Source organism: Kribbella sp. NPDC051718, from assembly GCF_040681515.1.
Classification (GTDB): Bacteria; Actinomycetota; Actinomycetes; order Propionibacteriales; family Kribbellaceae; genus Kribbella.
In genome coordinates, this window is the sequence record NZ_JBFAYZ010000019.1 from 29,829 (window position 1) to 51,816 (window position 21,988).

Annotated in this window: 21 protein-coding genes and 1 riboswitch; of the genes, 12 read left to right on the forward strand and 9 right to left on the reverse strand. The window is 67.4% G+C overall.

Annotated features, from left to right (window positions below):
* Positions 1-38: 38 nt before the first annotated feature.
* The 5 genes from AB0M15_RS40545 to AB0M15_RS40565 all read right to left on the reverse strand — a co-directional run bounded on the left by AB0M15_RS40545 (position 39) and on the right by AB0M15_RS40565 (position 6,089).
* Positions 39-1,631 carry an alpha-L-fucosidase gene (locus tag AB0M15_RS40545; RefSeq protein WP_363832225.1) on the reverse strand — a complete coding sequence of 531 codons (1,593 nt, stop codon included), beginning with the start codon at positions 1,629-1,631 and terminating at the stop codon, positions 39-41.
* Between the two features lie 79 nt (positions 1,632-1,710).
* Positions 1,711-2,208: a GNAT family N-acetyltransferase gene (locus AB0M15_RS40550; protein ID WP_363832229.1), complete on the reverse strand. Its 498-nt coding sequence runs from the start codon at positions 2,206-2,208 to the stop codon at positions 1,711-1,713.
* Between the two features lie 63 nt (positions 2,209-2,271).
* A complete protein-coding gene (locus AB0M15_RS40555) occupies positions 2,272-3,249 on the reverse strand; it encodes a hypothetical protein (RefSeq protein WP_363832232.1) in 978 nt (325 codons plus the stop codon).
* The gene (locus tag AB0M15_RS40560) at positions 3,246-4,478 is read right to left on the reverse strand and encodes an MFS transporter (RefSeq protein WP_363832235.1); all 1,233 of its coding nucleotides are present in this window, start codon (positions 4,476-4,478) and stop codon (positions 3,246-3,248) included. The genes AB0M15_RS40555 and AB0M15_RS40560 overlap by 4 nt, the downstream gene beginning before the upstream one ends.
* 12 nt (positions 4,479-4,490) lie before the next feature.
* Complete coding sequence (locus AB0M15_RS40565) at positions 4,491-6,089, reverse strand: discoidin domain-containing protein (RefSeq protein ID WP_363832238.1); 1,599 nt, start codon at positions 6,087-6,089, stop codon at positions 4,491-4,493.
* Between the two features lie 122 nt (positions 6,090-6,211).
* Between AB0M15_RS40565 and AB0M15_RS40570 the strand changes: the two genes are divergently transcribed.
* The 3 genes from AB0M15_RS40570 to AB0M15_RS40580 are packed head-to-tail and all read left to right on the forward strand — an operon-like array spanning position 6,212 to position 8,306.
* Complete coding sequence (locus AB0M15_RS40570) at positions 6,212-6,547, forward strand: PadR family transcriptional regulator (RefSeq protein ID WP_363832241.1); 336 nt, start codon at positions 6,212-6,214, stop codon at positions 6,545-6,547.
* Positions 6,544-7,485 carry a hypothetical protein gene (locus AB0M15_RS40575; protein WP_363832245.1) on the forward strand — a complete coding sequence of 314 codons (942 nt, stop codon included), beginning with the start codon at positions 6,544-6,546 and terminating at the stop codon, positions 7,483-7,485. Before AB0M15_RS40570 ends, AB0M15_RS40575 begins: the two co-directional genes overlap by 4 nt.
* Complete coding sequence (locus AB0M15_RS40580) at positions 7,482-8,306, forward strand: phosphatase PAP2 family protein (protein ID WP_363832248.1); 825 nt, start codon at positions 7,482-7,484, stop codon at positions 8,304-8,306. Before AB0M15_RS40575 ends, AB0M15_RS40580 begins: the two co-directional genes overlap by 4 nt.
* Here the strand turns inward: AB0M15_RS40580 and AB0M15_RS40585 are convergent.
* Complete coding sequence (locus AB0M15_RS40585) at positions 8,194-9,597, reverse strand: NAD(P)/FAD-dependent oxidoreductase (protein ID WP_363832251.1); 1,404 nt, start codon at positions 9,595-9,597, stop codon at positions 8,194-8,196. The two genes, AB0M15_RS40580 and AB0M15_RS40585, sit on opposite strands and share 113 nt — an antisense overlap.
* A gap of 24 nt (positions 9,598-9,621) precedes the next feature.
* Entirely contained in the window at positions 9,622-10,065 is a 444-nt protein-coding gene (locus AB0M15_RS40590) for a VOC family protein (RefSeq protein ID WP_363832254.1), read from the reverse strand.
* Positions 10,066-10,254: 189 nt separating this feature from the next.
* Positions 10,255-10,361, forward strand: a riboswitch (guanidine-I (ykkC/yxkD leader).
* A 54-nt stretch (positions 10,362-10,415) separates the two neighbouring features.
* Here AB0M15_RS40590 and AB0M15_RS40595 point away from each other — a divergent pair.
* The 5 genes from AB0M15_RS40595 to atzF are packed head-to-tail and all read left to right on the forward strand — an operon-like array spanning position 10,416 to position 16,702.
* The gene (locus AB0M15_RS40595) at positions 10,416-11,957 is read left to right on the forward strand and encodes an amino acid permease (RefSeq protein ID WP_363832258.1); all 1,542 of its coding nucleotides are present in this window, start codon (positions 10,416-10,418) and stop codon (positions 11,955-11,957) included.
* Positions 11,954-12,565, forward strand: coding sequence for a DUF1989 domain-containing protein (locus tag AB0M15_RS40600; RefSeq protein ID WP_363832262.1), 612 nt, complete (start codon positions 11,954-11,956; stop codon positions 12,563-12,565). The genes AB0M15_RS40595 and AB0M15_RS40600 overlap by 4 nt, the downstream gene beginning before the upstream one ends.
* Positions 12,562-13,179, forward strand: a complete 618-nt coding sequence (locus tag AB0M15_RS40605; protein ID WP_363832265.1) for an urea amidolyase associated protein UAAP2 — start codon at positions 12,562-12,564, stop codon at positions 13,177-13,179. The genes AB0M15_RS40600 and AB0M15_RS40605 overlap by 4 nt, the downstream gene beginning before the upstream one ends.
* Positions 13,179-15,128: a 5-oxoprolinase/urea amidolyase family protein gene (locus tag AB0M15_RS40610; protein WP_363832269.1), complete on the forward strand. Its 1,950-nt coding sequence runs from the start codon at positions 13,179-13,181 to the stop codon at positions 15,126-15,128. Before AB0M15_RS40605 ends, AB0M15_RS40610 begins: the two co-directional genes overlap by 1 nt.
* On the forward strand, positions 15,125-16,702 hold the full coding sequence (atzF, locus tag AB0M15_RS40615) for an allophanate hydrolase (protein ID WP_363832273.1): 1,578 nt from the start codon (positions 15,125-15,127) through the stop codon (positions 16,700-16,702). Before AB0M15_RS40610 ends, atzF begins: the two co-directional genes overlap by 4 nt.
* Here the strand turns inward: atzF and AB0M15_RS40620 are convergent.
* Complete coding sequence (locus AB0M15_RS40620) at positions 16,675-17,862, reverse strand: MFS transporter (RefSeq protein ID WP_363832276.1); 1,188 nt, start codon at positions 17,860-17,862, stop codon at positions 16,675-16,677. The two genes, atzF and AB0M15_RS40620, sit on opposite strands and share 28 nt — an antisense overlap.
* Before the next feature lie 114 nt (positions 17,863-17,976).
* Between AB0M15_RS40620 and AB0M15_RS40625 the strand changes: the two genes are divergently transcribed.
* The 4 genes from AB0M15_RS40625 to AB0M15_RS40640 are packed head-to-tail and all read left to right on the forward strand — an operon-like array spanning position 17,977 to position 21,413.
* Positions 17,977-18,906, forward strand: a complete 930-nt coding sequence (locus AB0M15_RS40625; protein ID WP_363832283.1) for a DMT family transporter — start codon at positions 17,977-17,979, stop codon at positions 18,904-18,906.
* Between the two features lie 32 nt (positions 18,907-18,938).
* Positions 18,939-19,601 carry a GntR family transcriptional regulator gene (locus tag AB0M15_RS40630; RefSeq protein WP_363832286.1) on the forward strand — a complete coding sequence of 221 codons (663 nt, stop codon included), beginning with the start codon at positions 18,939-18,941 and terminating at the stop codon, positions 19,599-19,601.
* A gap of 19 nt (positions 19,602-19,620) precedes the next feature.
* A complete protein-coding gene (locus AB0M15_RS40635) occupies positions 19,621-20,631 on the forward strand; it encodes a 1-aminocyclopropane-1-carboxylate deaminase (protein WP_363832289.1) in 1,011 nt (336 codons plus the stop codon).
* A 2-nt stretch (positions 20,632-20,633) separates the two neighbouring features.
* On the forward strand, positions 20,634-21,413 hold the full coding sequence (locus AB0M15_RS40640; protein WP_363832293.1) for an alpha/beta fold hydrolase: 780 nt from the start codon (positions 20,634-20,636) through the stop codon (positions 21,411-21,413).
* On the opposite strand, the gene AB0M15_RS40645 is transcribed toward AB0M15_RS40640, so the two are convergent.
* Positions 21,410-21,985 carry a phage tail tip lysozyme gene (locus AB0M15_RS40645; protein ID WP_363832296.1) on the reverse strand — a complete coding sequence of 192 codons (576 nt, stop codon included), beginning with the start codon at positions 21,983-21,985 and terminating at the stop codon, positions 21,410-21,412. The genes AB0M15_RS40640 and AB0M15_RS40645 overlap by 4 nt on opposite strands.
* Positions 21,986-21,988: the final 3 nt, after the last annotated feature.

Genomic DNA, 21,988 nt, shown 5'->3' on the forward strand with positions numbered 1-21,988 from the left:
AGTAGACAGCCTGACCAGCCCCCCAGGTTCCCTACTGCTCAAACTCCTCCGGCAAGTCTGTAGACAGGAGCATAGGTGCCGTCGGCGGCTGCTTTCAGGGTTGTGTTGCCGTCTTCGACGGTCAGGGGGATGGGGGTGCCGAGGTGGGTGGCGGTGCCGTGGAGGGTTAGGTCCTTGATGGTGATGTCGCCTTTGGGGGTGCCTAGGACTACGGCGTACAGGTTCTTGCCTTTGGTGGTGAAGACGACCTTGTCGCCGGCTGTGGTGGTGGCAGAGGAGCGGGTCCACGGGCGGGTGCCGTCCATCGCCTCGCGGTTGGTGCGGAGCCAGGCACCGACTCCGGTGAGGCGGCTCAGCTGGCCTGGGACGATCTTGCCCTCGCCGCCGCTGGGGCCGATGTTGAGCAGGAGGGCACCGTTGTTGGCCGCCCCGCTGGCGAGTGAGTTGATCAGCTCGGGGACCTTCGCGTAGTCGGCCTCGGACTCCTCGCGGTTGTAGCCGAACGAGCCGCCGATCCCACGGTCCTGCTGCCAGAACTTCGACTGGATGGTGTCGAAGTCGGCGTACTCCGGGGTGCGGAAGTCGCTGTGTGGCACGTCGGCCGGCGTACTGACGCTGTCGGCCGCGTTCGGGAGCTGGAACACCCCCTTCATCACCTGGTCGAAACCCCACCGGAACGGCTGCCGCCCCAGCACCTGGCGGCTGAACGACGAAGTGCTCCAACGATCGTCGACCACGCCGTCAGGAACCGTGTTGTAGTAGTCGGCCATCAGCGCGTAGAGACGCTTCGAGCCGGTCGGCCAGGAGATGTCGTTCCACAGGATGTCCGGCTTGTACCGCTGGATCAGCTCGTGCACCTGATCGATCGCGTACTGCCGGTACTCCTCGCCGTACGGCAGGTAGGCGTAGTCACCAAGCGTCTTCACCACCTTCGTCTGAAACGTCCAGTCGACCCCGCCCGAGTAGTAGACACCGAACTTCAACCCCTGCTTGCGAACAGCCGTCGCCAGCTCGCCCATCAGATCCCGCTTGGCGTGAAAGTCCGGCGCATGCGGATTGCGAACCGTCGTCGGCCACATCGAATACCCGTCGGCGTACTTCGCCGTCACCACCACATAGGCCGCGCCGGCCGCCTTGAACTGCGCCGCCCACTTATCCGGATCCCAGCGCTCAAGCCCCGCATCGAACTCTTCGGTGAAGTCGCTGTACGCCGCATCCCCGTAATGCTGACGATGAAACGCGGCCGTCGGCGACTCCGGATCCTTCATCGCATTCGCGTAGTCCTCCGCATACGGGTTATGCGTCATCGCGTCCCCGTACCGCGTCTCGAGCAACTTGTTGAACGTCGTCCCCTTCGGCGCGTACCCCGGCACCGAGTACAACCCCCAATGAAGCATCACCCCGAACTTCGCATCCGCGAACCACCTAGGCAACGGATGCTTCCTCAACGACTCGAGATCCCCCGTATAGGGCCCCGACGTCGTCATCTCAGCCTTCCGCCCATCCCGCCAGCTCCACACATACGTCCCCACCACAAACACCAACACAACGGCAACCACCACCCCCAGCACCCGCCCGAAGAACCGCCGAACCCGATGCCGCCTCTTACCCACCCGACCTTCGTTGACCATGACAACAGCCTGGCCCCCACCCCACCCACCCCGAATCCACCCACAGCCCACACCTACCCGCCAACCGGCCGACCCCGCCCTACGACCAAAGTCGCAAACAGAACTGTCGATAGAAACTCGGCTCCCCAAGGAACGAGTCGTCCTCACCCCGCCCCGTCTCGGTCATCCCCAACGACCGCAGAATCCGTACCGACGCGACGTTCGCATCCAGCGCCTCGGCCCGAATCTCCCGCAACCCCAGTACGCCGAACCCGTACTCAACCCCCAGCCGGGCCACCGCACCCCCAAGCCCTCGCCCCCACCGCTCCGACGGCCCCACCACATACCCCAACTCCCGCCACCCAACCTCGCTCCCCGCGAGGTCGACGTACCCCACCAACTCCCCACCACGCACAGCCGCCAACCGAAGCTGCCCCACCTGCGGCTCCAGAATCACCCGCCGCCAATGCGCCTCATGTCCATCCAGCGACCGATCCATCCGCCACCCAGCTACCTCACAAAACCGTCGATCCAACCCCCAGGCAGCAAACACCGCCCCGTCAGCCACCTCGAGCGTCCGAAGCCGCAACTCATCCATCCACAAACCCTAACCACGCAGGCCGGCACCAAAGCCCGCCCGGCCCTCCGCATGCCAAACGACTCAGCGGGTTGCCGGGGAGGAGGCGTCGGGGACTAGGAGGGTTGGGGTGCCGGTGGGGGTTGCTGGGACTGACCAGATGTCGGAGGTTGAGTCGTGGTGGAGGGCGTAGAGGATGGTGGTGTTGTTCTGCCAGAGGGGCTGGTCGTCGATGGGGTGGGTCTCGGCGGGGTGGGTGATTTGGTGGGTGGCCAGGTCCAGGACTGCCAGGCGCCAGGTGCCGTCGGGGGTCTTTTGTTTGTAGGCGATCCGGCGGCCGTCCGGCGACAGCGACGGGCATTCGACGTTCTGGGCGATCGCGTTGCCTCGGTAGCCGTGGTAGTCGGCCTTGATCAGGTACGTCTTTCCCTTGCTGCCCATCGTCACGTAGAAGTTGTTGCCGTCGGCGGTGAAGGTGATGCCCCAGTAGTTGATGTCCGAGGCGAAGTAGCGCTTGCCGTCGACGAAGACCGGGAGCTCCTCGATGCTCTTGAGCAGAGTGCGGCTGCGAAGGTCGTACAGTCCGGTGCGGGTGGAGAAGCCGGTCGCGGAGTACGAGTCGCCGGTGACGAAGACGGTCCAGTTGACGATGTTCCCGTCGGGTGAGACGCGGGCGCGGCTCGGCGTACCGGGCAAGGTCTCCTGGTGCTTGACCTTCAGGTCGGGCCCGAGCGCCAGCATCTCCGTGAGCGGCGGCAACGACCCCGGCTTCAACCGCAAACAGATGCTCGTACTACGAGCCGTCGCGAACCGATCGCAATGCAGGTCCCCCACCTGACGAGCACCGGAAGGATCACCGACCGGTACCACCGCCAGCTTCCCCTCATCGGGCCCGGAAGCAAGGTTCCGGAAGTACAAGTTGCCCGGGGCAATCGCCACCTGCCCGGACACCACCGGCCGCGCATTGACCGCCGGCCCGCCGCCACGCGCCTGTACGACGTACAAGGTCCCAGCCCCAAGCAGCAGAAGAACACCCAGAACACCGGTGAGGACCTTCTTCATCGTGCTTCCTCCCAAGGCCGCACGATCGCGGCCGCGATCGTGACCACCAACAGAGCCGCCGTAGTAGCCAGCAAAGCCGGCCGAAGATCCCACAGCGTCCACACCAGACCGACCAGCACCGCCGACACCATCCGAGCCAACGCCTGCCCGGTCTGGAGCAGCGCCAGCCCACTAGCCCGCAAGTGCTCCGGCAGCAACGGCCCAGCCGCAGCGGGCAGTACTCCGTCAGTGGCCGCGTAGAAGGCGCCATGCAACCCCAACGCCACCACCGCAAGCAGCGGACTCTTCACCGGCCCACACAGCAGCAACAGCGCGAGCACCAGCGCCCCATGCCCAGCCAGGAAGAGCTTCCATCGCCCAACCCGGTCAGCCAGCCGCCCAAGCGGGACGGCCAACAGCAGGAAGGTACCGGCAGTACCGATCGGCAGCAGCGGGAACAGCGCAGTACTGACCTCCCACCGTCGCTGCAACGCCAAGTAGACAAAGGAATCGGTGATAGTCACCAACCCGAGCATCGCCGCCCACCCACAACACCGGCGAAAGGCCTTGATGCTCAGCAACCCCAGCATCCCCCGCAACGGCACAGCGATCGCCGGCCCCGGCCGCGGATGATCCTTGACCAGCAACACCAACAGCAGCACTCCACAGCAGGCGATACAGAAGCTGCCGACAAAGACAGCGTTGAAGTCACCCAGACTCGCCCACAGCACCCCAGCCGCCACCAGCGGTCCGAGGAACGCGCCGAATGTATCCAGCGCCCGATGGACCCCGAAGGCCCGGCCCAGCTTCGAAGGCTCGGTGCTCAACGAGATCAGCGCATCGCGCGGCGCGGTACGAATACCCTTGCCGGCCCGGTCGACTGCAAGCACTCCCCCGATCGCCGCGACCGACGACCCGGCCGCCAGCAGCCCGAGCTTGCAGACCGCTGACAGCCCGTAGCCGATGCCGGCGACGGCTTTGAGCCGCCGCCAGCGATCGGCCACGTGCCCGCCGGCGAGTCGCAGTACTGCGGTCGCCCCGGCATAGAGCCCGTCCAGCAGACCGAACTGCAAGGGGTTGAGGCCCAGCCCGATCACCAGGTAGAGCGGCAGGATCGCCGTCACCATCTCGGAGGAGATGTCGGTGACCAGGCTGACCACGCCGAGTGCCAGCACATTGGCCGGCACCCGGCGCCACAGGCGGCCGGTCTGTTTCGAAGGGCTGCTACTGCGAGTCTCGGCGAGATACATGAGCCCGGCCTGTCAGTGGCAGGTGTAGGTCGGGCTGCTGTCCAGTACCTGCCGGTCGAGATCGATCAGCTGACTCTGGAAGGTGGTGTCGGTCATCGAGAGCTTCAGCACACCGAAGGTCTCGATGAGCTTGGCTGTGGTCGGGTGAGCGGTCTTCGGCGGGTACAGCTCCTTGCCACCCGTACCACCGATGATCTCGACCGGTCCGTTCGGATCGGCCACGCCGCTCTTGTTCTGCGGCAGGAACCGCTCGTAGTGGTGGTCATGCCCGTTCAGCACCAGGTCGACCTTCGCGCCGACCAGGACGTCCCAGAGCTGGGCCGCGCCGGCGTTGTCACCGTGGTCGCCGGAGCTGAACCGCGGGTGGTGGTAGTAGGCCGCGATGCAGCCCTTGGTGTTGGCGGCCAGATCCGCCTTCAGCCAGGTGAGCTGGGCCGGCTCGGCGAGCGCCTTGGACTCCTTGACGAAGTCGTTCGAGTCGAGGGCGATGAAGTGCCAGTTGCCCTTCTCCCAGCTGTAGTACCGCTTGCCCTGCGGCTTGGCGATCGCCGACCCGAAGTACTTGTCGTAGCCGTTGTACGACGGGTCGTCATACGTCTCGTGGTTGCCCGGGATCGGCTTGGTGATGGACTTGAACCGGCCCCACGACTTGTCGTAGTAGTTCTGGAAGTCGGACAGATGAGCGTCGTCGTACTGGTTGTCGCCCATCGTGATCACGTTGGCGGGCTTGATCAGATCGACCAGGTTCGCGGTCTTCGGGTGGATGCAGCTCGACGAGGACGCCGTGCACTGGTCCGCGATGTCGCCGGCCGCGGCCAGGACGAACGCCCCGGTACCACCCGCGCCGGTCGTGACCGTGATCGCGGCGCTCGCGCCGGACAGGTTGCCTGCCAGGTCTCGCGCGCGGACGGAGTACTGGTACGAGGTGCTGGCCGTCAGCCCGGAGTCGTTGTACTGCGTGCCGCTGACCGTCGTGACCACGGCGCCGTTACGCAGTACGTCGTAACTGCTGACGCCGACGTTGTCCGTCGACGCCGTCCACGACAGGTTGGCGGTCGTCGCCGTCACAGCCGTGGCCGTCAAGCCTGTCGGCACCGACGGCGCCTGGGTGTCGCCGCTCGAGTCGGCGGTGCCGTAGGCCTCCAACTCGAACAACGAATAGCCGTAGCTGGTCCCTCGCTGGGTACCGACCAGGCGGACGAATCGGCCGTGGCCGCTGAGCCCGGTCAGGTCGTCGGTGGCGCCGTTGCCGTCGGTCACCGTCTTGATCGTGCTGAAGTTGGTGCCGTCATCGGAGACCTCGATGCGGTACCCCTTGCCGTAGGCGGCTTCCCAGCTCAGCTCGACCCGGCTGACCGTGGCCGGCTGTCCGAGATCGACGCGGATCCACTGCGGATCCGATCCCTCGGCGCTGGCCCAGCGGGTGGTCGTGATGCCGTCGACCGCCTTGTCGCCGGTCAGCGAGGTGGTTTCGTTGCTGGAGGTGAGGACTGGTTTCTGCCGGGACAACAGCACATCGGCTGTGGTCCCCGCGGTTGCGTTGCCGACGCTGACGCCGACCACGAGCATTAGCGACAACAAGACTGCCGAATTTCGGATCCGTTTGGACACGTGACCAACTCCTGGGGGCGGGTCGGGGAATTGTTAGGAAAGTTACCTAACAGATAATCCAGCGTCAATGCCTGGACGCCCCGCCGTGCTGATACTTCGTGAGCCGATATATACTCGCTCTCGTGAGGAACCAACAGCCGACGCTGACCGAGTCGCAGTACTTCCTGCTGGCCGCCCTGCTGGACGGGCCGCTGCACGGTTACGGCATCATCAAAGCCACCGAGCAAGCCACCGACGGACGGCTCCGGCTCGCGGTCGGCACCCTGTACGGCGCTCTCGAACGGCTCGAGCGGGCCGGCCTGGTGACCGCCGACCACGAGGAGATCGTCGACGGCCGCGCCCGCCGGTACTACCGCCTGACCGACGAAGGCAACGCGAGCCTCCAGCGCGAAGCCCTGCGCATGCAGCAAGCAGCCCACATCGTCATCGATCGCACCCCGCGGACGGCACAGGCATGAACCCTCTGGTGCTGCGCGTCTACCCCAAGTCCTACCGCGATGCCCACGGCAACGAACTGCTGGCCACCCTGGACGAGGTCCACCCCGGCCGCGAGTGGCCGCCGTTGCGCGAGGCAATCACTCTGGCGCGAGGTGGCCTCCAGGCCCACATCACCGAGGAGAGCCAGAGTGGATCCTGGTGGCGGCACGGCCTCCAACTGGCCGCCCTCTGGCTGGCGCTGCTCGCGCTGGCGCCTTATCTACAAGACGTCTGGAACTGGACCCTGCACATCGACCCGTCGGCGCACGCGGTCAACTTCCACTTCAACGGCTGGCTCCCGTGGTCGGTCGGTGGCCCCGCCTACGACCGGCTGCTCCCCTACGGCCTGCTCCCGCTGATCGCCTTCGTCGCGTTGCTCCGCGGCCGGGCCTGGCTCGCGATTCCGGCGGTCGCCGCGATGATCTACGCCAGCGTCACGATGCGCGGCTCGACCATCTTCGGCGACCAAGGGGTCGTGGGCGGCAGCTACTACGGGCTGGGCGCGCCGATCCTGAACAACGACGTCTTCCTGCCGCTGTTGTTGCTACTGGCAACCACAGTGCTCGCGGTGAGCAGGGCAGTACCGCGCCGGTCGTACGGCTGGCTGCTCCCGGTCGTCTTCGCGATGTTCGTGGCCGGTGGCCTGCAGATCGCCTCCTACGACACCTGGTTCCAGCGCGGCCAGTTCGTCCTCGAGGTCGCACTCGTGATCGGTGCCGGCTGGGCGACGATCGTCACCCGCGACTTCCGCTGGGCCGTCCCGCTGGCCTTCTTCGCGGTCGTCCGCGGCTGGGCGATCCTGACCGACCCGACGATGCTGAGCTTCCGCCCGCAACCGAGCACCACCGTCCTGCTGGCACTGGCCGTCACCTTGCCCGCGCTGATCCTGGCGACCAGAAGGAACAACAAGCTCAGATGAAATCCCTGATCGCCCTCGTGGCGCTCTATGTCGTCGCGATCTGCACGCCCTGGGGCCAGCGAGCCGAGAACTCCCTGCTCGTCGGATACGCCGATCCCGCGCTGATCTACCGCATCGTGTACTCCGTCGGCCCGCCGCCGCTCAAGCTCGAAGAACTCACCATCGTCGCCGGCCTGACGCTGATCCTGGTCGTCGCTCTGCTCCGCAGGCAATGGATCCTCGCCGTCGCGGGCATCGGCGTACCGGTCGCGACAATCGCCTGCACCGAACTACTGCACACGGTGATCCTGCCCCGGCCCGACATCGTCAACGCACCGATCTCGGAGATCGAGCCGAGCTTCCCCAGCGGCCACGTCGCGATCGTCGCCGGCCTCGTGCTCGGCGCGATCCTGGTCGCAACCCCACGCGCCCGCCCGTACGTCGCGGCCGTGGGGACAGTCTGGCTGGCGCTCATCGGGGCAGCCGTGGTGGCCCTCCTCTGGCACCGCCCGAGCGACGCCATCGGCGCAACCCTGATCGCCTGCTTCTGGTACGGCATCGCCACGCGGCTACTGACCAAACAGCAGCAGCCGACAGCGACGCCGCGGACCCTGATAGTCCTCGGGCTCGCCGCCATCGGCGCGATCTGCGGCGGCGCGCGGACCGACTCCTACCCGCGCTCGTTCGTCTTCATCGCCACCGGCCTGCTATGCGCGACCATCGTCTGGTTCACGGTCGCCCGTACGTCTCCAGCAGCCGCAGCCAGATCTCGTTTATCGTCGGGTACGCCGGAACCGCATGCCACAGCCGATCGAGTGGCACCTCGCCGACCACCGCAATAGTTGCTCCCTGCAACAGATCCGCAACGTCCGGCCCGGCGAAGGTGACCCCGAGCACCACCTTGCGCTGCTCGTCGACCACCATCCGGGCGGTGCCCTTGTAACCGTCGGCATGGACGCTCGCACCGGAGACCTGGCCGATCTCGTAGTCGACGACCCGCGTCTGATACCCGGCCTTCTCCGCGGCGGCCGCAGTGAGACCGATCGACGCGACCTCCGGGTCGGTGAAGGTGACCTGCGGTACGGCCTGGTGGTCAGCCGTCGCCACGTGTGTCCCCCACGGCGCGTCCGACACCGGCTTGCCGTTGGCACGGGCGGCGATCACGTCACCGGCCGCACGAGCCTGGTACTTGCCCTGGTGGGTCAGCAGCGCGCGATGGTTGACGTCGCCCCCGGCGTACAGCCAGTCGAAGCCGCGGACCAGCAAGGTGTCGTCGACGTCGAGCCAGCTGCCCGGCTCGAGCCCGATGTTCTCCAGGCCGATGTCCCCGGTACGCGGCGTACGGCCGGTGGCGACGAGGACCTCCTGGGCGGACACGGTCGATCCGTCGCTCAGCTCCAGCACGACCTCGTCGTCGAGCCGCTTCACGCTCTTCGTCCCCGTGTTGAGCAACACCGTCGCGCCTAGTTCACGCAGCCCCTCGGCCACCTGCTCACCGGCGAACGGCTCCATCGCCTCGAGCAGCCCGCTGCGCGCGATCACCGTGACCGCAGTACCGAAGCCTGCGTACGCCGAAGCCATCTCCACGGCCACGACGCCGCCACCGATGATCGCGAGGCTGCTCGGGACCGTCTTCGCGCTGGTCGCATCGCGGCTCACCCACGGATCGGCGTCGCGCAGGCCCGGGATGTCGGGGATGAGCGAGTCGGAGCCGGTCGAGATGACGACGGCGTGCCGAGCGGTGAGCACCTGGTCCCCGACGGTCACCTGCTTCTCGCCGGTGATCCGCCCATGGCCGCGGACCAGGGAGATACCGGCGCCTTCGACCCACTTCACCTGGCCGTCGTCCTTCCAGTGGCTGGTGAATTCGTCGCGCCGGTCGAGCACAGCCTGGACGTCGAGCTCACCGGTCACGGCCTGGGCGGCACCCGGCACGCGCCGCGCTGCGCGGAGTGCCTGCGCTGAACGCAGTAGTGCCTTCGAGGGCATACAGGCCCAGTACGAACACTCGCCGCCGACCAGTTCGCTCTCCACGATCACCGCGGTCAGACCGCCCTTGACCGCGCGGTCGGCCACGTTCTCCCCGACCGCGCCGGCGCCCAGCACGATGACGTCGTACTCCGTAGTTGCCATGCCGCCCATCGTCCCAGCCCTCGGTCAGCGCCCTGGCAACCGGGTGACGACTTCCTGTACGACCCAGCCGTTGCCGTCGGGGTCGCTGAACGACAGCCACGAACCGTAGCTCCGCCGGTCGGGGTCCGGGCCGGCCGCCCGGTTCGCGTCGCCGGCGTGGTGGAAGACGCCGTCGGCGTCGTGCCAGACCTCGCTGACGTCGGCACCCTTCGCGATCAGCTCCTCGCGCGCGGCCTCGATGTCCTTGACGACCAGCTGCAGGCCCTGCAGCGAACCCGGCTCGCCGTTGGAGACACCGTCGCCGAAGATGACCGAGGCGTCCGAGCCCGGCGGTGTCACCTGGACGACCCGGAAACCCTTCTCGGTGGCGAAGTCGGCGTCGAGCCGCCAGCCAAGTTGCTCGTAGAAGGCCTTGGCCTTGTCGACGTCGCTGACGGGGATGACCACTACCTCTAGCTTCATGTCCATACCTGGAAGGTAGAAGCGGGGTCGCGGGCTTCGCGCCCGTCAGATGACGCTATCGGTGTACGTCACCGTCCTCACACCTCCTCACAGCGGCGGCCGATCGGCGTGAGGTTGTGTTCATCAGGACGTTACGAGCGGTGGCGCGCGGTGAAACACGGCCGTCGTGGACTGGTAGACGACCCGCCGACGAGGGCGGGGCGCCCCTAGGGTTCCGCTCCGGTAGTACACCGGAGGACTGGTCCGAGAGGGGAGACGGCACCGGTGGTGCCGTTCCACGGCGGGACAAAAGCCCGGGAGGCCTTGATGGCCCCGGGCTGCCGTGCGCGTTCCGGGCTGAGCATTCGGAGACCGGAATGTCAGCTACTCTCGACCCCGCCGCGGTCGACAGCACCAGCGCCAAGGACCTCGGCAGCTTCGGCTATGACCAGCAACTGTCCCGCCGAGTGGGCACGTTCGCGTCCTTCGCGGCGGGCTTCTCCTTCGTCTCGATCCTGACGACGGTCTTCCAGTTGTTCGGTCTCGGGTACGGCTTCGGCGGGACCGCCTTCTTCTGGACCTGGCCCGCCGTCCTGGCCGGGCAGCTCATGGTGGCGCTGTGCTTCGCCGAGCTGGCCGCGCGGTACCCGCTGTCGGGCGCGATCTATCAGTGGTCGCGCCGGTTGGGTGGTGCCGTCGTCGGGTGGTTCGCGGGCTGGACGATGATCGTCGCGCAGATCATCACGGTCGCCGCGGCCGCGATCGCGTTGCAGGTGGTGTTGCCGGCGGTGTGGAGCGGCTTCCAGCTGATCGGCACCGATCCGTCGCTCGCTTCTCGCGACGGGGCCGCGAACGCGGTACTGCTCGGCTGCCTGTTGCTGGTCGTCACCACGACGCTCAACGCGGTCAGCGTCCGGATCACCGCGATCGTGAACTCGGTCGGCGTCACGTGCGAGCTCATCGGCGTCGTGCTGATGGTCATCTTGCTGACCGGTCACGCCGAGCGCGGCCCATCGGTCGTCCTGCACACGACCGGGCTCGACAACAGCACCGGGTACGTCGTACCGCTGCTGATCTCGGCGTTGATGGCGGCGTACGTGCTGGTCGGGTTCGACAGTGCGGGTGAGCTGTCGGAGGAGACGCACAAGCCGCGGACGACGACGCCGCGGACGATCATCCGGGCGGTCGTCGCCTCGGGCATCGGTGGCGCGTTCCTGATCGTCGCCGCACTGATGGCTGCGCCGTCGCTGACCGACGGTGAGTTGGGCCTGCGAGGTCTGCCGTACGTGCTCACCAGCAGTCTCGGGTCGACGACCGGGAAGCTGCTGCTGCTCGATGTCGCCTTCGCGGTTTGCGTGTGCACGCTGGCGATCCAGACGGCCGCGGCCCGGATGATCTTCTCGATGGCCCGCGACAACGTGCTGCCGTTCTCCTCCCAACTGCGGAAGGTCTCACCGCGTACCGGTACGCCATTGCTCGCGACCGTCGTACCGGGTGTCGGCGCGGCGGTGTGCCTGCTCGTCAACGTCGGCAACGCGGGTCTGTTCCTCGGGCTCACGAGTGTCTGCATCATGTTGCTGTACCTGGCATATCTGATGGTCACGCTGCCTTTGTTCGTACGCCGTCTGACGGGCGACCCGGTGCCGTCCGGCGTCGACGAGGACGGCAAGAAGCTCTTCTCGCTCGGGCGGTTTGGGCTTCTGGTCAACGGGGTCGCGGTGCTCTACGGGCTTGCGATGGCGATCAACTTGGCATGGCCGCGGTCCGAGGTCTACGACCCGGCCGGCGAGGGGTGGTATCTCCACTACCTGCCGATCATCACGCTTGTCGTCACTGGGGTTGCGGGCTTCGCGACGTATCGGGTGCAGCGCGGGCGCTACCACGCGGCGATCGCTCAGCCGGTGCTGGAGAACGCATGAGCTACCAGCATGAGATTCCAGCAGATGCGGTGTGGTCGTTTCCGGTGCGGGCGGATCGGTTGGTGCGGTTGACGGCGCTCGGATCCGACGCCAACGCGTCGGTGCTGATCGTTGCGGCGGACCGGGTCGATCGGCTCAATGTGCCGGACACGTTGAAGGCGCAGATGTCGGCGTGCGTCCGGACCGGGTTGGTGCTGATGTCGGATCGCGGGTTCGCGCTCGCCACCGTGGTGGAGTCGACCTTGGAATGGCACGACTGCTTGGTGGGCATCGGAGACCGGGATGGGGTGGTTGTCGAGCTTGCGAAGTACGGGTTGGGTGAGGTTGATCTGCACGGGAGCATCAACTTCTTCTCCAAGGTGGGGATCGCGGATGACTCGCGGGCCTCGATGGCTTACGTGCCAGGGCATGCGGTGGCGGGCGATTCCGTCGTACTTCGTACCGCCGCTGACCTGCTGATCTTCGTGTCGACGGCCGCGCACCCGCTGTCTGGGCTGCCTGCTGCTGGCGTGTCGGTGGAGGTGTCTGTCGCTGAAGGGCCGGGCCCGGAGCCGTTGCGTGATGAGGCCGGCCGAGCGCTCGAGATGACCCGGAGGGCTGCGCTGTGACTGCGGTGGATCTGACGGCTTTAGATGTGACAGTTGCTGCTGGAGACGGGGCGTTGGTGTCTGTGCCGGCCGGTGGGCGGTTGCGGATCGTCGACCTGCACGGGAATCAGGCGGTCGACACGTTGCTGTATGACGCTGCGGATGTCGCCAATCGGTACTCGGCGTTCGACACGATGCGGGCGCAGGGTGCTGTGTTCCTGACGACCGGGTCGCGGCTGTTGTCGACGCGACTGGATGAGCTTGCGGTGATCACCGACGACACCTGCGGGCGGCATGACACGGTGGGTGGCGCGTGTTCGCAGGAGAGCAATGTCATCCGGTACGGGGAGCACACCCGGCATCAGCACGCTTGTCGGCAAACCTTTCTCCGGTACGGCGCCGCGGCGGGGATCGGGCAGCGGGAGCTCGGGCACAACATCAACTTCTTCATGAACGTGCCGGTGACTCCGTCGGGTGGGTTGAAGTTCGACGACGGGCTGTCCGCGCCGGGCAAGTATGTCGAGCTGACTGCGTCGCGGGACATCCTCGTGCTGATCAGCAACTGCCCGCAGATCAACAACCCCTGCAACGGCTGGAACCCGACCCCGGTGCAGTTGCTCGGCTGGTGGGGTTGATGGCCCGCGCCCTGGTCGTTGCCCCTGGCATGCAAACGACGGTGCAGGATCTGGACGGGCGACAGGGGTTGTGGGATGTCGGCGTACCACCCTCCGGAGCCGTCGACGAACTCACCTTCGCCCTCCTCAACGCCGCCGTCGGCAACCCCTCTCACGCGGCCGGTCTCGAGTGCGTGGTGGCCGGCCCGGTGCTACAACTCGACGAGGACCGCCTGGTCTGCGTCGGCGGTGCCGCCACCCGGGCAACCATCAACGGGTACCACCTCCGCCCCGGCACAGTCGCTCGCCTCACCGCCGGCTCCGTCCTCGACGTCGGCCCGCTGGACGGCCCCGGTATGCGCGGCTACGTCGCCGTCGAAGGCGGCCTCGACGTACCACGCGTACTCGGCAGCCGCTCGACCTTCATCCTCGGCGAATTCGGCGGCGTGGACGGCCGGGCGCTCGTTGCCGGCGATCTACTCCCCCTCGGCCGCCGCGAAAACCTGGTGCGCCCAGCAACCATCACTCTGCCCACGCTGACGAACGAGTGGACCTTGCGAGTAATCGCCGGTCCGCACGGCGCTCCTGAACACCTCACCACTGAGGGAGTGGACTCGTTCTTCTCCACTGTCTGGACCATCGACCACCGCTCCGACCGCACCGGCATCCGCATGGTCGGCCCGATCCCGCAATGGGCCCGCACCGACGGCGGCGAGGCGGGCCTCCACCCTTCCAACGTCCACGACTCCGCCTACCCGGTCGGCGGCATCATGCTCTCCGGCGACACCCCCGTAATAGTAGGAAAAGACGGCCCCTCCCTAGGCGGCTTCGTAGTCCCCGCAGTAGTCATCGAGGCAGACCGCTGGCAACTAGGCCAACTCCGCCCCGGCGACACCGTCCACCTACACCCAGTACCTCCGTCGGTCGCCACCGAAGCCATGCGCACCCGCCGAACCTGGCTGAACGACCTCCGCCAGCAACAAGAACCCCAACCACTACCCACCCCAGCCCCCAGCCGACCCCCCGCCCTCCACACCGGCCAGCCCAGCGGGTCACTGGCTTACAGCATCAGGTTGGCTGGGGAGCGGCATGTGCTGGTTGAGGCTGGGTCTCTGGAGCTCGATCTGACCGTGCGGGTCTGGATCCACCTTCTTGCCGAGGCGCTTCGTGCTGAGGCTCTCCACGGGGTGACTGAGATTGTCGAAGGGGTCCGGTCGGTGTTGATCGCGGTCGATTCGGCTCGGTTGGGCCCAAGGGAGTTGGCGCGGCAGCTCGTAGTACTGGCTGATGGGCTGGCGGATCCGGAGCGGGTGGTGCTGCCGGCGCGGGAAGTCAGTCTGCCTATTGCGTTTGATCATCCGCTGGCACACGAGGCGATGCGGAGATACGCGGCTTCGGTGCGACCCGATGCACCCTGGTGTCCGGACAACGTGGAGTTCATCCGGCGGGTGAACGATCTCGAGCAACGCGACGAGGTGTTCGACATCGTTGCCGAGGCCACCTATCTCGTCGTCGGGCTCGGCGACGTCTACCTCGGCGCGCCGGTCGCGGTACCGATCGATCCACGGCACCGGCTCGTCACCACGAAGTACAACCCGGCTCGCACCTGGACCCCGCAGAACGCCGTCGGCATCGGCGGCATCTATCTGTGCATCTACGGCATGGAAGGCCCCGGCGGCTACCAGCTCGTCGGCCGCACGGTCCCCGTCTGGCGGCTGTCCGAGCGCGACGAGCAACCCTGGCTGCTCCGGCAGTTCGACAAGATCAGGTTCACCCCCGTCAGCACCGAGGAACTCGCCCGGCAACGCGCCGACATCAAGGCCGGCCGCGCGGATCTCCAGGTCCGGCCGTCGACGTTCTCGATCGCCGACGTCCGCGCGATCGAGCAGGAGGCACCGATGGACATCGTCAGTCTGCGCGCGAAACGCCGCGCCGCGTTCGACGCCGAGCGCGCGAGGTGGGGAGCATGACCGTCTGGATCACCCGCGTCGCCCCGACTGAACCTCGCCCGGGCCCCCTGCACGGCCTGACCATGGCGATCAAGGACAACATCGACCTGTACGCCGTACCGACCACCGCCGGCGATCCCCGCAACACGATGCCCGCGGCAACCAACGCGTTCGTCGTCGACCGCCTGATCGAAGCCGGCGCCGTCCCGCTCGGCAAGACGAATCTCGACCAGTACGCGACCGGCCTGGTCGGCACTCGTTCGCCATACGGCGCCCCGCACTCCGTCTTCTCAGACCTTCACATCTCCGGTGGCTCCAGCGCGGGAAGCGCCGTCGCCGTCGCATCCGGCGAGGTCGACTTCGCGCTCGGTACCGACACCGCCGGCAGCGGCCGCGTCCCGGCCGCGTTCAACGGAATCATCGGCATCAAACCGAGCAAGGGCCTCGTCTCCACCACCGGCGTCGTACCAGCCTGCCGCTCGCTCGACTGCGTGACAGTCTTCGCCCGGACGGTCGACACAGCCCGCCGAGCCTTCGAGGTAATGGCCGCCTACGACCCCGCCGACCCGTACTCCCGCAAGCTGCCGCCGGCCCCAAGACCGACTGGCCCGCAGCGCATCGGCGTACCGGACAAACCACTCGGCCTGGACCCCCTGCACGAACAGGCCTGGACCGAAGCTCTCGAGCAAGCAGCGAAACTCGGCGACGTCGTACCGGTCGACCTCACCGCATTGCTCGAGACAGCCGACCTCCTGTACTCCGGCCCCTGGCTCGCCGAGCGCTGGCTGGCCTTCGGCGACAAACTCGACGACGACCCCGCCGTCGACCCGACCGTCCGAGCGATCGTCCGCAAAGGCGCGGCGCTGACGGCCTCCGAAACCTTCGCCGGCTTCGACCGCCTGGCCGCTCTGAAACGCCGAACCGAGCCGCTCTGGACCGAGATCGACGCCCTGCTGATCCCCGTCACCGAAACCCATCCGACTCTCGAAGAGGTCGCCGCCGACCCGATCGGCGTCAACAGCCGACTCGGCCGCTTCACCAACATGGTCAACCTGCTGGACCTCTGCGCGATAGCGTTCCCCGGCCCCGCCCGCACCGACGGCCTGCCCTTCGGCGTACAGCTCCTCGCGCCCGCCGGCCACGACCACCTGATCATCGACCTCGCCGCAGTTTGGTGCGGCGAGCAACCAACCACACCCGGTGTACTGCTGGCCGTCGCCGGCGCCCACCTCTCCGGCCAACCCCTCAACAAAGATCTCGTACTCCGGGGAGCCACGCTCGCCTTCGAGTCCAGGACCGCCAGCGACTACCGCATGTTCCTGGTGCCAGGCCCGCTACCGCGCCCCGGCCTGACCCGTACCGACCCGCCCGTCGTCGGCTCGGGCATCGAGGTCGAGGTCTGGCGCCTGCCCACCGAAGAGCTGGGCGGCTTCCTCACCACGATCGCCCCACCCCTCGCGATCGGCCCGATCGAGCTCGCTGACGGCACCCAAGTACTGGGCTTCGTCTGCACCGCCGATGCGGTCGACCCAACCCAGGAGATCACCGCATCCGGCAGCTGGCGCAACTACCTCGGCACCGGTTTGGGGACGTAGCGGATGAACATCAGGCACACACTCGCGGCGGCGAGCGCCAGCGCGACCGGCACCATCGTGTAGCGATAGCCCGCATTCGTGGCCAGTACGGCCGCGCCGAGCGGGCCGATCGCGCGCGCTGCGAGCACCGGCGTCGCGAGTGCCCCGGAGATCGTGCCGTACCCGGCAGCGCCGTACCGATCGAGCAGGATCGCCGGCGTCGCAAGGGTGGAGACACCGAAGCCGAGTCCGAACAACACGATGCAGACGGCCGCCCCCGGAGCACTCCGGCCGAGCAACGGCAGGACGCCGATCGCGAAGCACTGGATCAGGAAGGTCCGCGCGACGATCGTCGACATGTCGAGCCAGCGCTGCAGTACGGAGGTGACGAGGCGGCCGGTCACGGAGTACAGGCCGAGCAGTCCGGTCAGACCCGCGGCGACTGCAGGCTTGTAGCCGAGGTCGCCCAGGAAAAGCACGAGGTGGACCGACACGATCGCGATCGCGCCGCTGTGCAAGACGAAACCGGTGGTGAGCAGCCAGAAGCCGCCATCGCGGAGCGCCGCACGGATCGCCTGGCTGTGCTCCGCGCGATCAGCCGCTGTCTTGGTGTGCGTCGGCCGAGTGCCTCTCAGCGCGAGTGCGTGCAGCGGAACAGTCAGCAGATTATGTGCCAGCCCCAGAATCAGCAGGGCCTCCCGCCAGCCGTGCGTGCGGATCAGCTGCCCCGCGAGTGGGATGAAGATCGTGCTCGCGAGGCCGGCCACCAACGTCACGACGAGCAGGGCGTTGGACCGCCGCTTCGGCTCCAGTACTGCGACCAGAACGGCGATGGCAGGTCCATACAGAACCATCGCCGACGCGATCCCGATCAGCGCGAACACCACGTAGAGCTGCGCGACATTCTGCACCTGCGACCAGGCGAGCACGGCGACGCTGGCCAGCAACGAACCGGTCGTCATCAGCAGATGCGCACCGCGCCGGTCGAGCCAGCGGCCGACGGGAACCGACATCACGCAGCTGACCAGGATGGCCAGGGTGAGAGCGCCTGCCGAGGTGGCCGTCGAGATCCCGAGGTCGGCGCTCATCGGACCGAGGAAAACGCCGAACACGTAGTACAGGACGCCGTACCCGACGGTCTGCGTGATGGCGAGCGCGGCCACGACCAGCGGAGCAGACATTGCGCCCGACTATGGCTGCCCGGTGCCCGGCTCGCAAGACCCAAGTTATGGACCACTCAAACTCATCCGCTTTGGACCACCACACCAGGCCAGAACAGCAATACGGTAAAAGCTATGAACAACCAATCGGGCGGTGGGCATTCCTGGTCTGCTTACAGTCGTGCGGGCAGCGCGATGTTCCTCGTCGGCAGCCTCGCCGCGGTCTCCGGGGTCGTCAACGACTACCCCTTCTACGGCGGCCAGGCCGCGCGCTATCTCGTCTCGGCTCTGCTGCTCTTCGCAGTCGCGTACGGCCGCCGCATCCCGCTGATCCGCCCGACCCGTCGCGAGGCGCTGCTACTGGTTGCCCTCGCAGCGACCGGCCTGGTGCTCTTCAACCTCTTCGTCATCGAAGGCACCAAGCACGCCAACCCAGCCATCGTGGGCACGATCGTCGGCACCGTCCCGATCGTCCTCGCCCTGGCCGGCCCGGTGATGCACCGAACCCGCCCCTCTGCCCGCATCATCGTCGCGGCCTCGATCGTCGTCGCCGGCACCGCCCTGGCCTCCGGCCTGGGCACCTCGGACACCCAAGGAATCCTGTACTCCGTAGGCGCCCTGGCCTGCGAAGCCTGCTTCTCCCTACTCGCCCTCCCCCTACTGGTCCGCCTGGGCCCAGTCCGAGTCTCCGCCTACACCGCCGCCACCTCAGTACCCATGCTGATCGCCCTAGGCCTACTCACCGACGGCCCGTCCAACTTCGTCCGCACGCCGACTCTCGGCGAACTGAGCGGCCTCGCCTACCTCGCGATCCTCGTCAGCGGCATCGCCTTCCTCCTCTGGTACCGAGCCCTACCGATGCTCGGCCCCGACCGAGCCGGCCTCTTCGCCGGAATCATCCCCGTCGGCACCATCCTCACCTCCCTGACCCTCGGCTTCGGCCTGCCCGCCCCCGCCGAACTAGCCGGAGTAGCCCTGGTGATCACCGGACTCCTAGTAGGCCTCTACCGCCCCCGGGCCTCAGCCCAGACTGCAGCAGAGGCGGTAGTACCGGCTCAGGTTTGACATCTGGCGATGTTCCGCGTGCAATATATTGCATGCCGGTTCCCGAGTCCCATGGTGTCGTCGCCAGGTCGCTGCTTCGTGACGACGCCTATCGCGCGATCCGCGACGCGATCGTCGACGGCACGCTCGCGCCCGGCGAGCGGTTGAACGACCCCGATCTCGTTGCCTGGCTCGGCATCAGCCGTACGCCGATCCGCGAAGCACTTGCCCGGCTGGAGCAGTCCGGACTCGTGCAGACCAAGCCCGGCCGCTTCACCATCGTCAGCCCCCTCAACGTCCGCGAGGCGCGATCAGCCCAGCTCGTGGCAGCCGCGATGCACGAGCTCGCCGTCCGGGAGGCCGTCCCACTGATGACCGAGCAGGAGTTCCGGGCCATGCGCGCGGCGAACCGCCGCTTCCGTACCGCCCTCCGCGCCAACGACGTCGACGCGGCCCTCGCGGCCGACGACGACTTCCATGAGGTCGCGGTCGCCGCCAGCGCGAACCCGATGATCCGCTCGGTCCTCGAACAGGTGACCCCGCTGCTCCGCCGGATCGAGCGGATCCGCTTCGCCTCCCTCAGCGGCCGCGCGTCGGCCGCCCTGCACGACAAGATCCTCACCCTCTCCACCGAAGGCGACGCCGAAGCCGCCGCCCACACGGCCCGCGAAAACTGGCTGACCCTCGAACCCGTCCTCGCCGACGACGTCAACTGACGCCGAACAGGAGCAATCGATGAGCTTGAGCGACTTCCCCCGCCACTCCCTCACGTTCGCGCCCAGCCCCGTCCACCCGCTCAAGCGACTCTCGGAACACCTCGGAGGCGCACAGATCTGGGCGAAGCGGGAGGACTGCAACTCCGGGCTCGCGTTCGGCGGCAACAAGACACGCAAACTCGAGTACCTCGTCCCCGACGCGCTCGCCCAAGGCGCCACCCACCTCGTCACCATCGGCGGGATCCAGTCCAACCACACCCGCCAGGTCGCGGCCGTCGCCGCCTCTCTCGGCCTCAAGGCGCGCCTGGTCCAGGAGAGCTGGGTCGACTGGCCCGACGCCGTCAACGACCGAGTCGGCAACATCCTGCTCTCGCGCGTGATGGGCGCCGACATCGAACTCGTCGAGGCGGGCTTCGGCATCGGCTTCAAGGGGAGCTGGGAGAACGCGCTCGAGCAGATCCGCTCCGAAGGCGGCGTCCCGTACGCGATCCCCGCCGGCGCCTCCGACCATCCACTCGGCGGCCTGGGTTTCGCGAACTGGGCGGACGAAGTACAGGCTCAAGAAGAAGCGCTCGGCGTCTTCTTCGACACCATCGTCGTCTGCTCGGTCACCGGTTCGACCCATGCGGGCATGATCGCGGGCTTCGCCGGCCAAGACCGTCCGCGCCGAGTGCTCGGCATCGACGCCTCCGCCAAGATCGACGAGACCCGCGCCCAGGTCGAGAAGATCGCCCGCAACACCGCCGCCCTGATCGGCCTCCCCCGCGACCTCCGCGACGACGAGCTCACCGTCCTCGAAGGCTGGGCCGGCGAGTACTACGGTATCCCCGTCCAGTCCACCCTGGACGCCATCCGCCTCACCGGCTCCCTCGAAGGCGTCATCCTCGACCCCGTCTACGAAGGCAAATCCATGGCCGCCCTGATCGACCTCGTCCGCACCGGCGATATCCCCCGTACCTCCACCGTCCTCTACGCCCACCTGGGCGGCCAACCGGCCCTCAACGCCTACTCCGCCCTCTTCAAGTCCTGAGGATGAGTCGACTAGCCGCGGCCGCCGACGGGACTCGGATCGCTTACCAACCGGAAGGCGACGGACCGCCCCTGCTCCTGCTGGCCGGCCAAGCGAACACTCACCACTGGTGGGATCCGGTGCGGGGAGATTTCGGCGGGCGCCGGACGGTCACGCTCGATTGGCGTGGGACCGGTGACAGCGACCGGCCGGACGTCGTCTACAGCACCGAAGGCTTCGCGGATGATGTGGTCGCGGTGCTGGACGACGCCGGCATCGAGTCGGCCGATGTCTACGGCACCTCGATGGGCGGCCGGGTCGCCCAGTGGGTTGCGGCCAGATACCCGGAGCGGGTGCGAAGGCTCGTCCTCGGCTGCACCTCACCCGGCAAGAAGCACGGCCACGAACGAAGCCAGGAGATCCGCCGAGCCCTGGCCCAGGCCGACCAGGCACGACGCGACCGCATCCTCCTCGACCTGATGTACACCCCGACCTGGCTGGCGAACAACCCCGGCCCGTACTACGTACTGGGCGACCCCACCATGCCGACGTACGCCCGAGGTCGCCATCTCGTTGCCAGCAACAACCACGACGCCTGGGACGAACTCCCGAACATCAAGTCCCCCACCCTGATCCTGCACGGCGCCGACGACCTCTTCAGCCCCGCCGCCAACGCCGACCTCCTCGCCACCCGCATCCCCGACGCGAAGGCTCACGTCATCCCCAACGCCCGCCACGCCTACTTCCACGAGTACCGGACAATCGCGAGCCAACTCGTCCGCAACTTCCTGGACGCAACCTAGGCCTGGTACTCCGCAAGCGCCTTGTGCCCATGCACCCGCCGCTGCTTGAAGACCGCCTGGACCTTCGGATCGTCACGCGGCAACTTCTTCCCACCGGACAGAATCGACCCAGGAATCTCGAACCGATAGACGATGTCATCGCTGGCTGCGTCCAAGGTGACCTCAGCAGCCGACACCACGGCATGCACTCCGGGATAACTGGTCCGCAGCTCAACCTCGAGATAGTCCAGCTGCGCATCCACGCTGTACAGCACGTCAGTACCGAGCTCGCGCCCCTCGTACTGATGCTTGAACAAGTTGACCCGCCGCGCGCTACTGGTCCACTGCGCCAACCCCACCCCAGGCAGCTTCGGCCCGAGCTTGAGCTTCACGTCCCGCGTCATGATCTCCTCCGGCGTGAAGTCGCGCACCACCCCGGCGAAGTCCTTGGCCCGCATCGGCGTACTCACCGCACTACCCTCGATCCGCCCAGGCAGCACGGCCGACTCGGCCCACAGATTGCCGACGATCCCGGCCGCCCCGTTGACCGGATACCCGTACCGCCGGACCAGCACTCCCACCGCATATGCCATCCG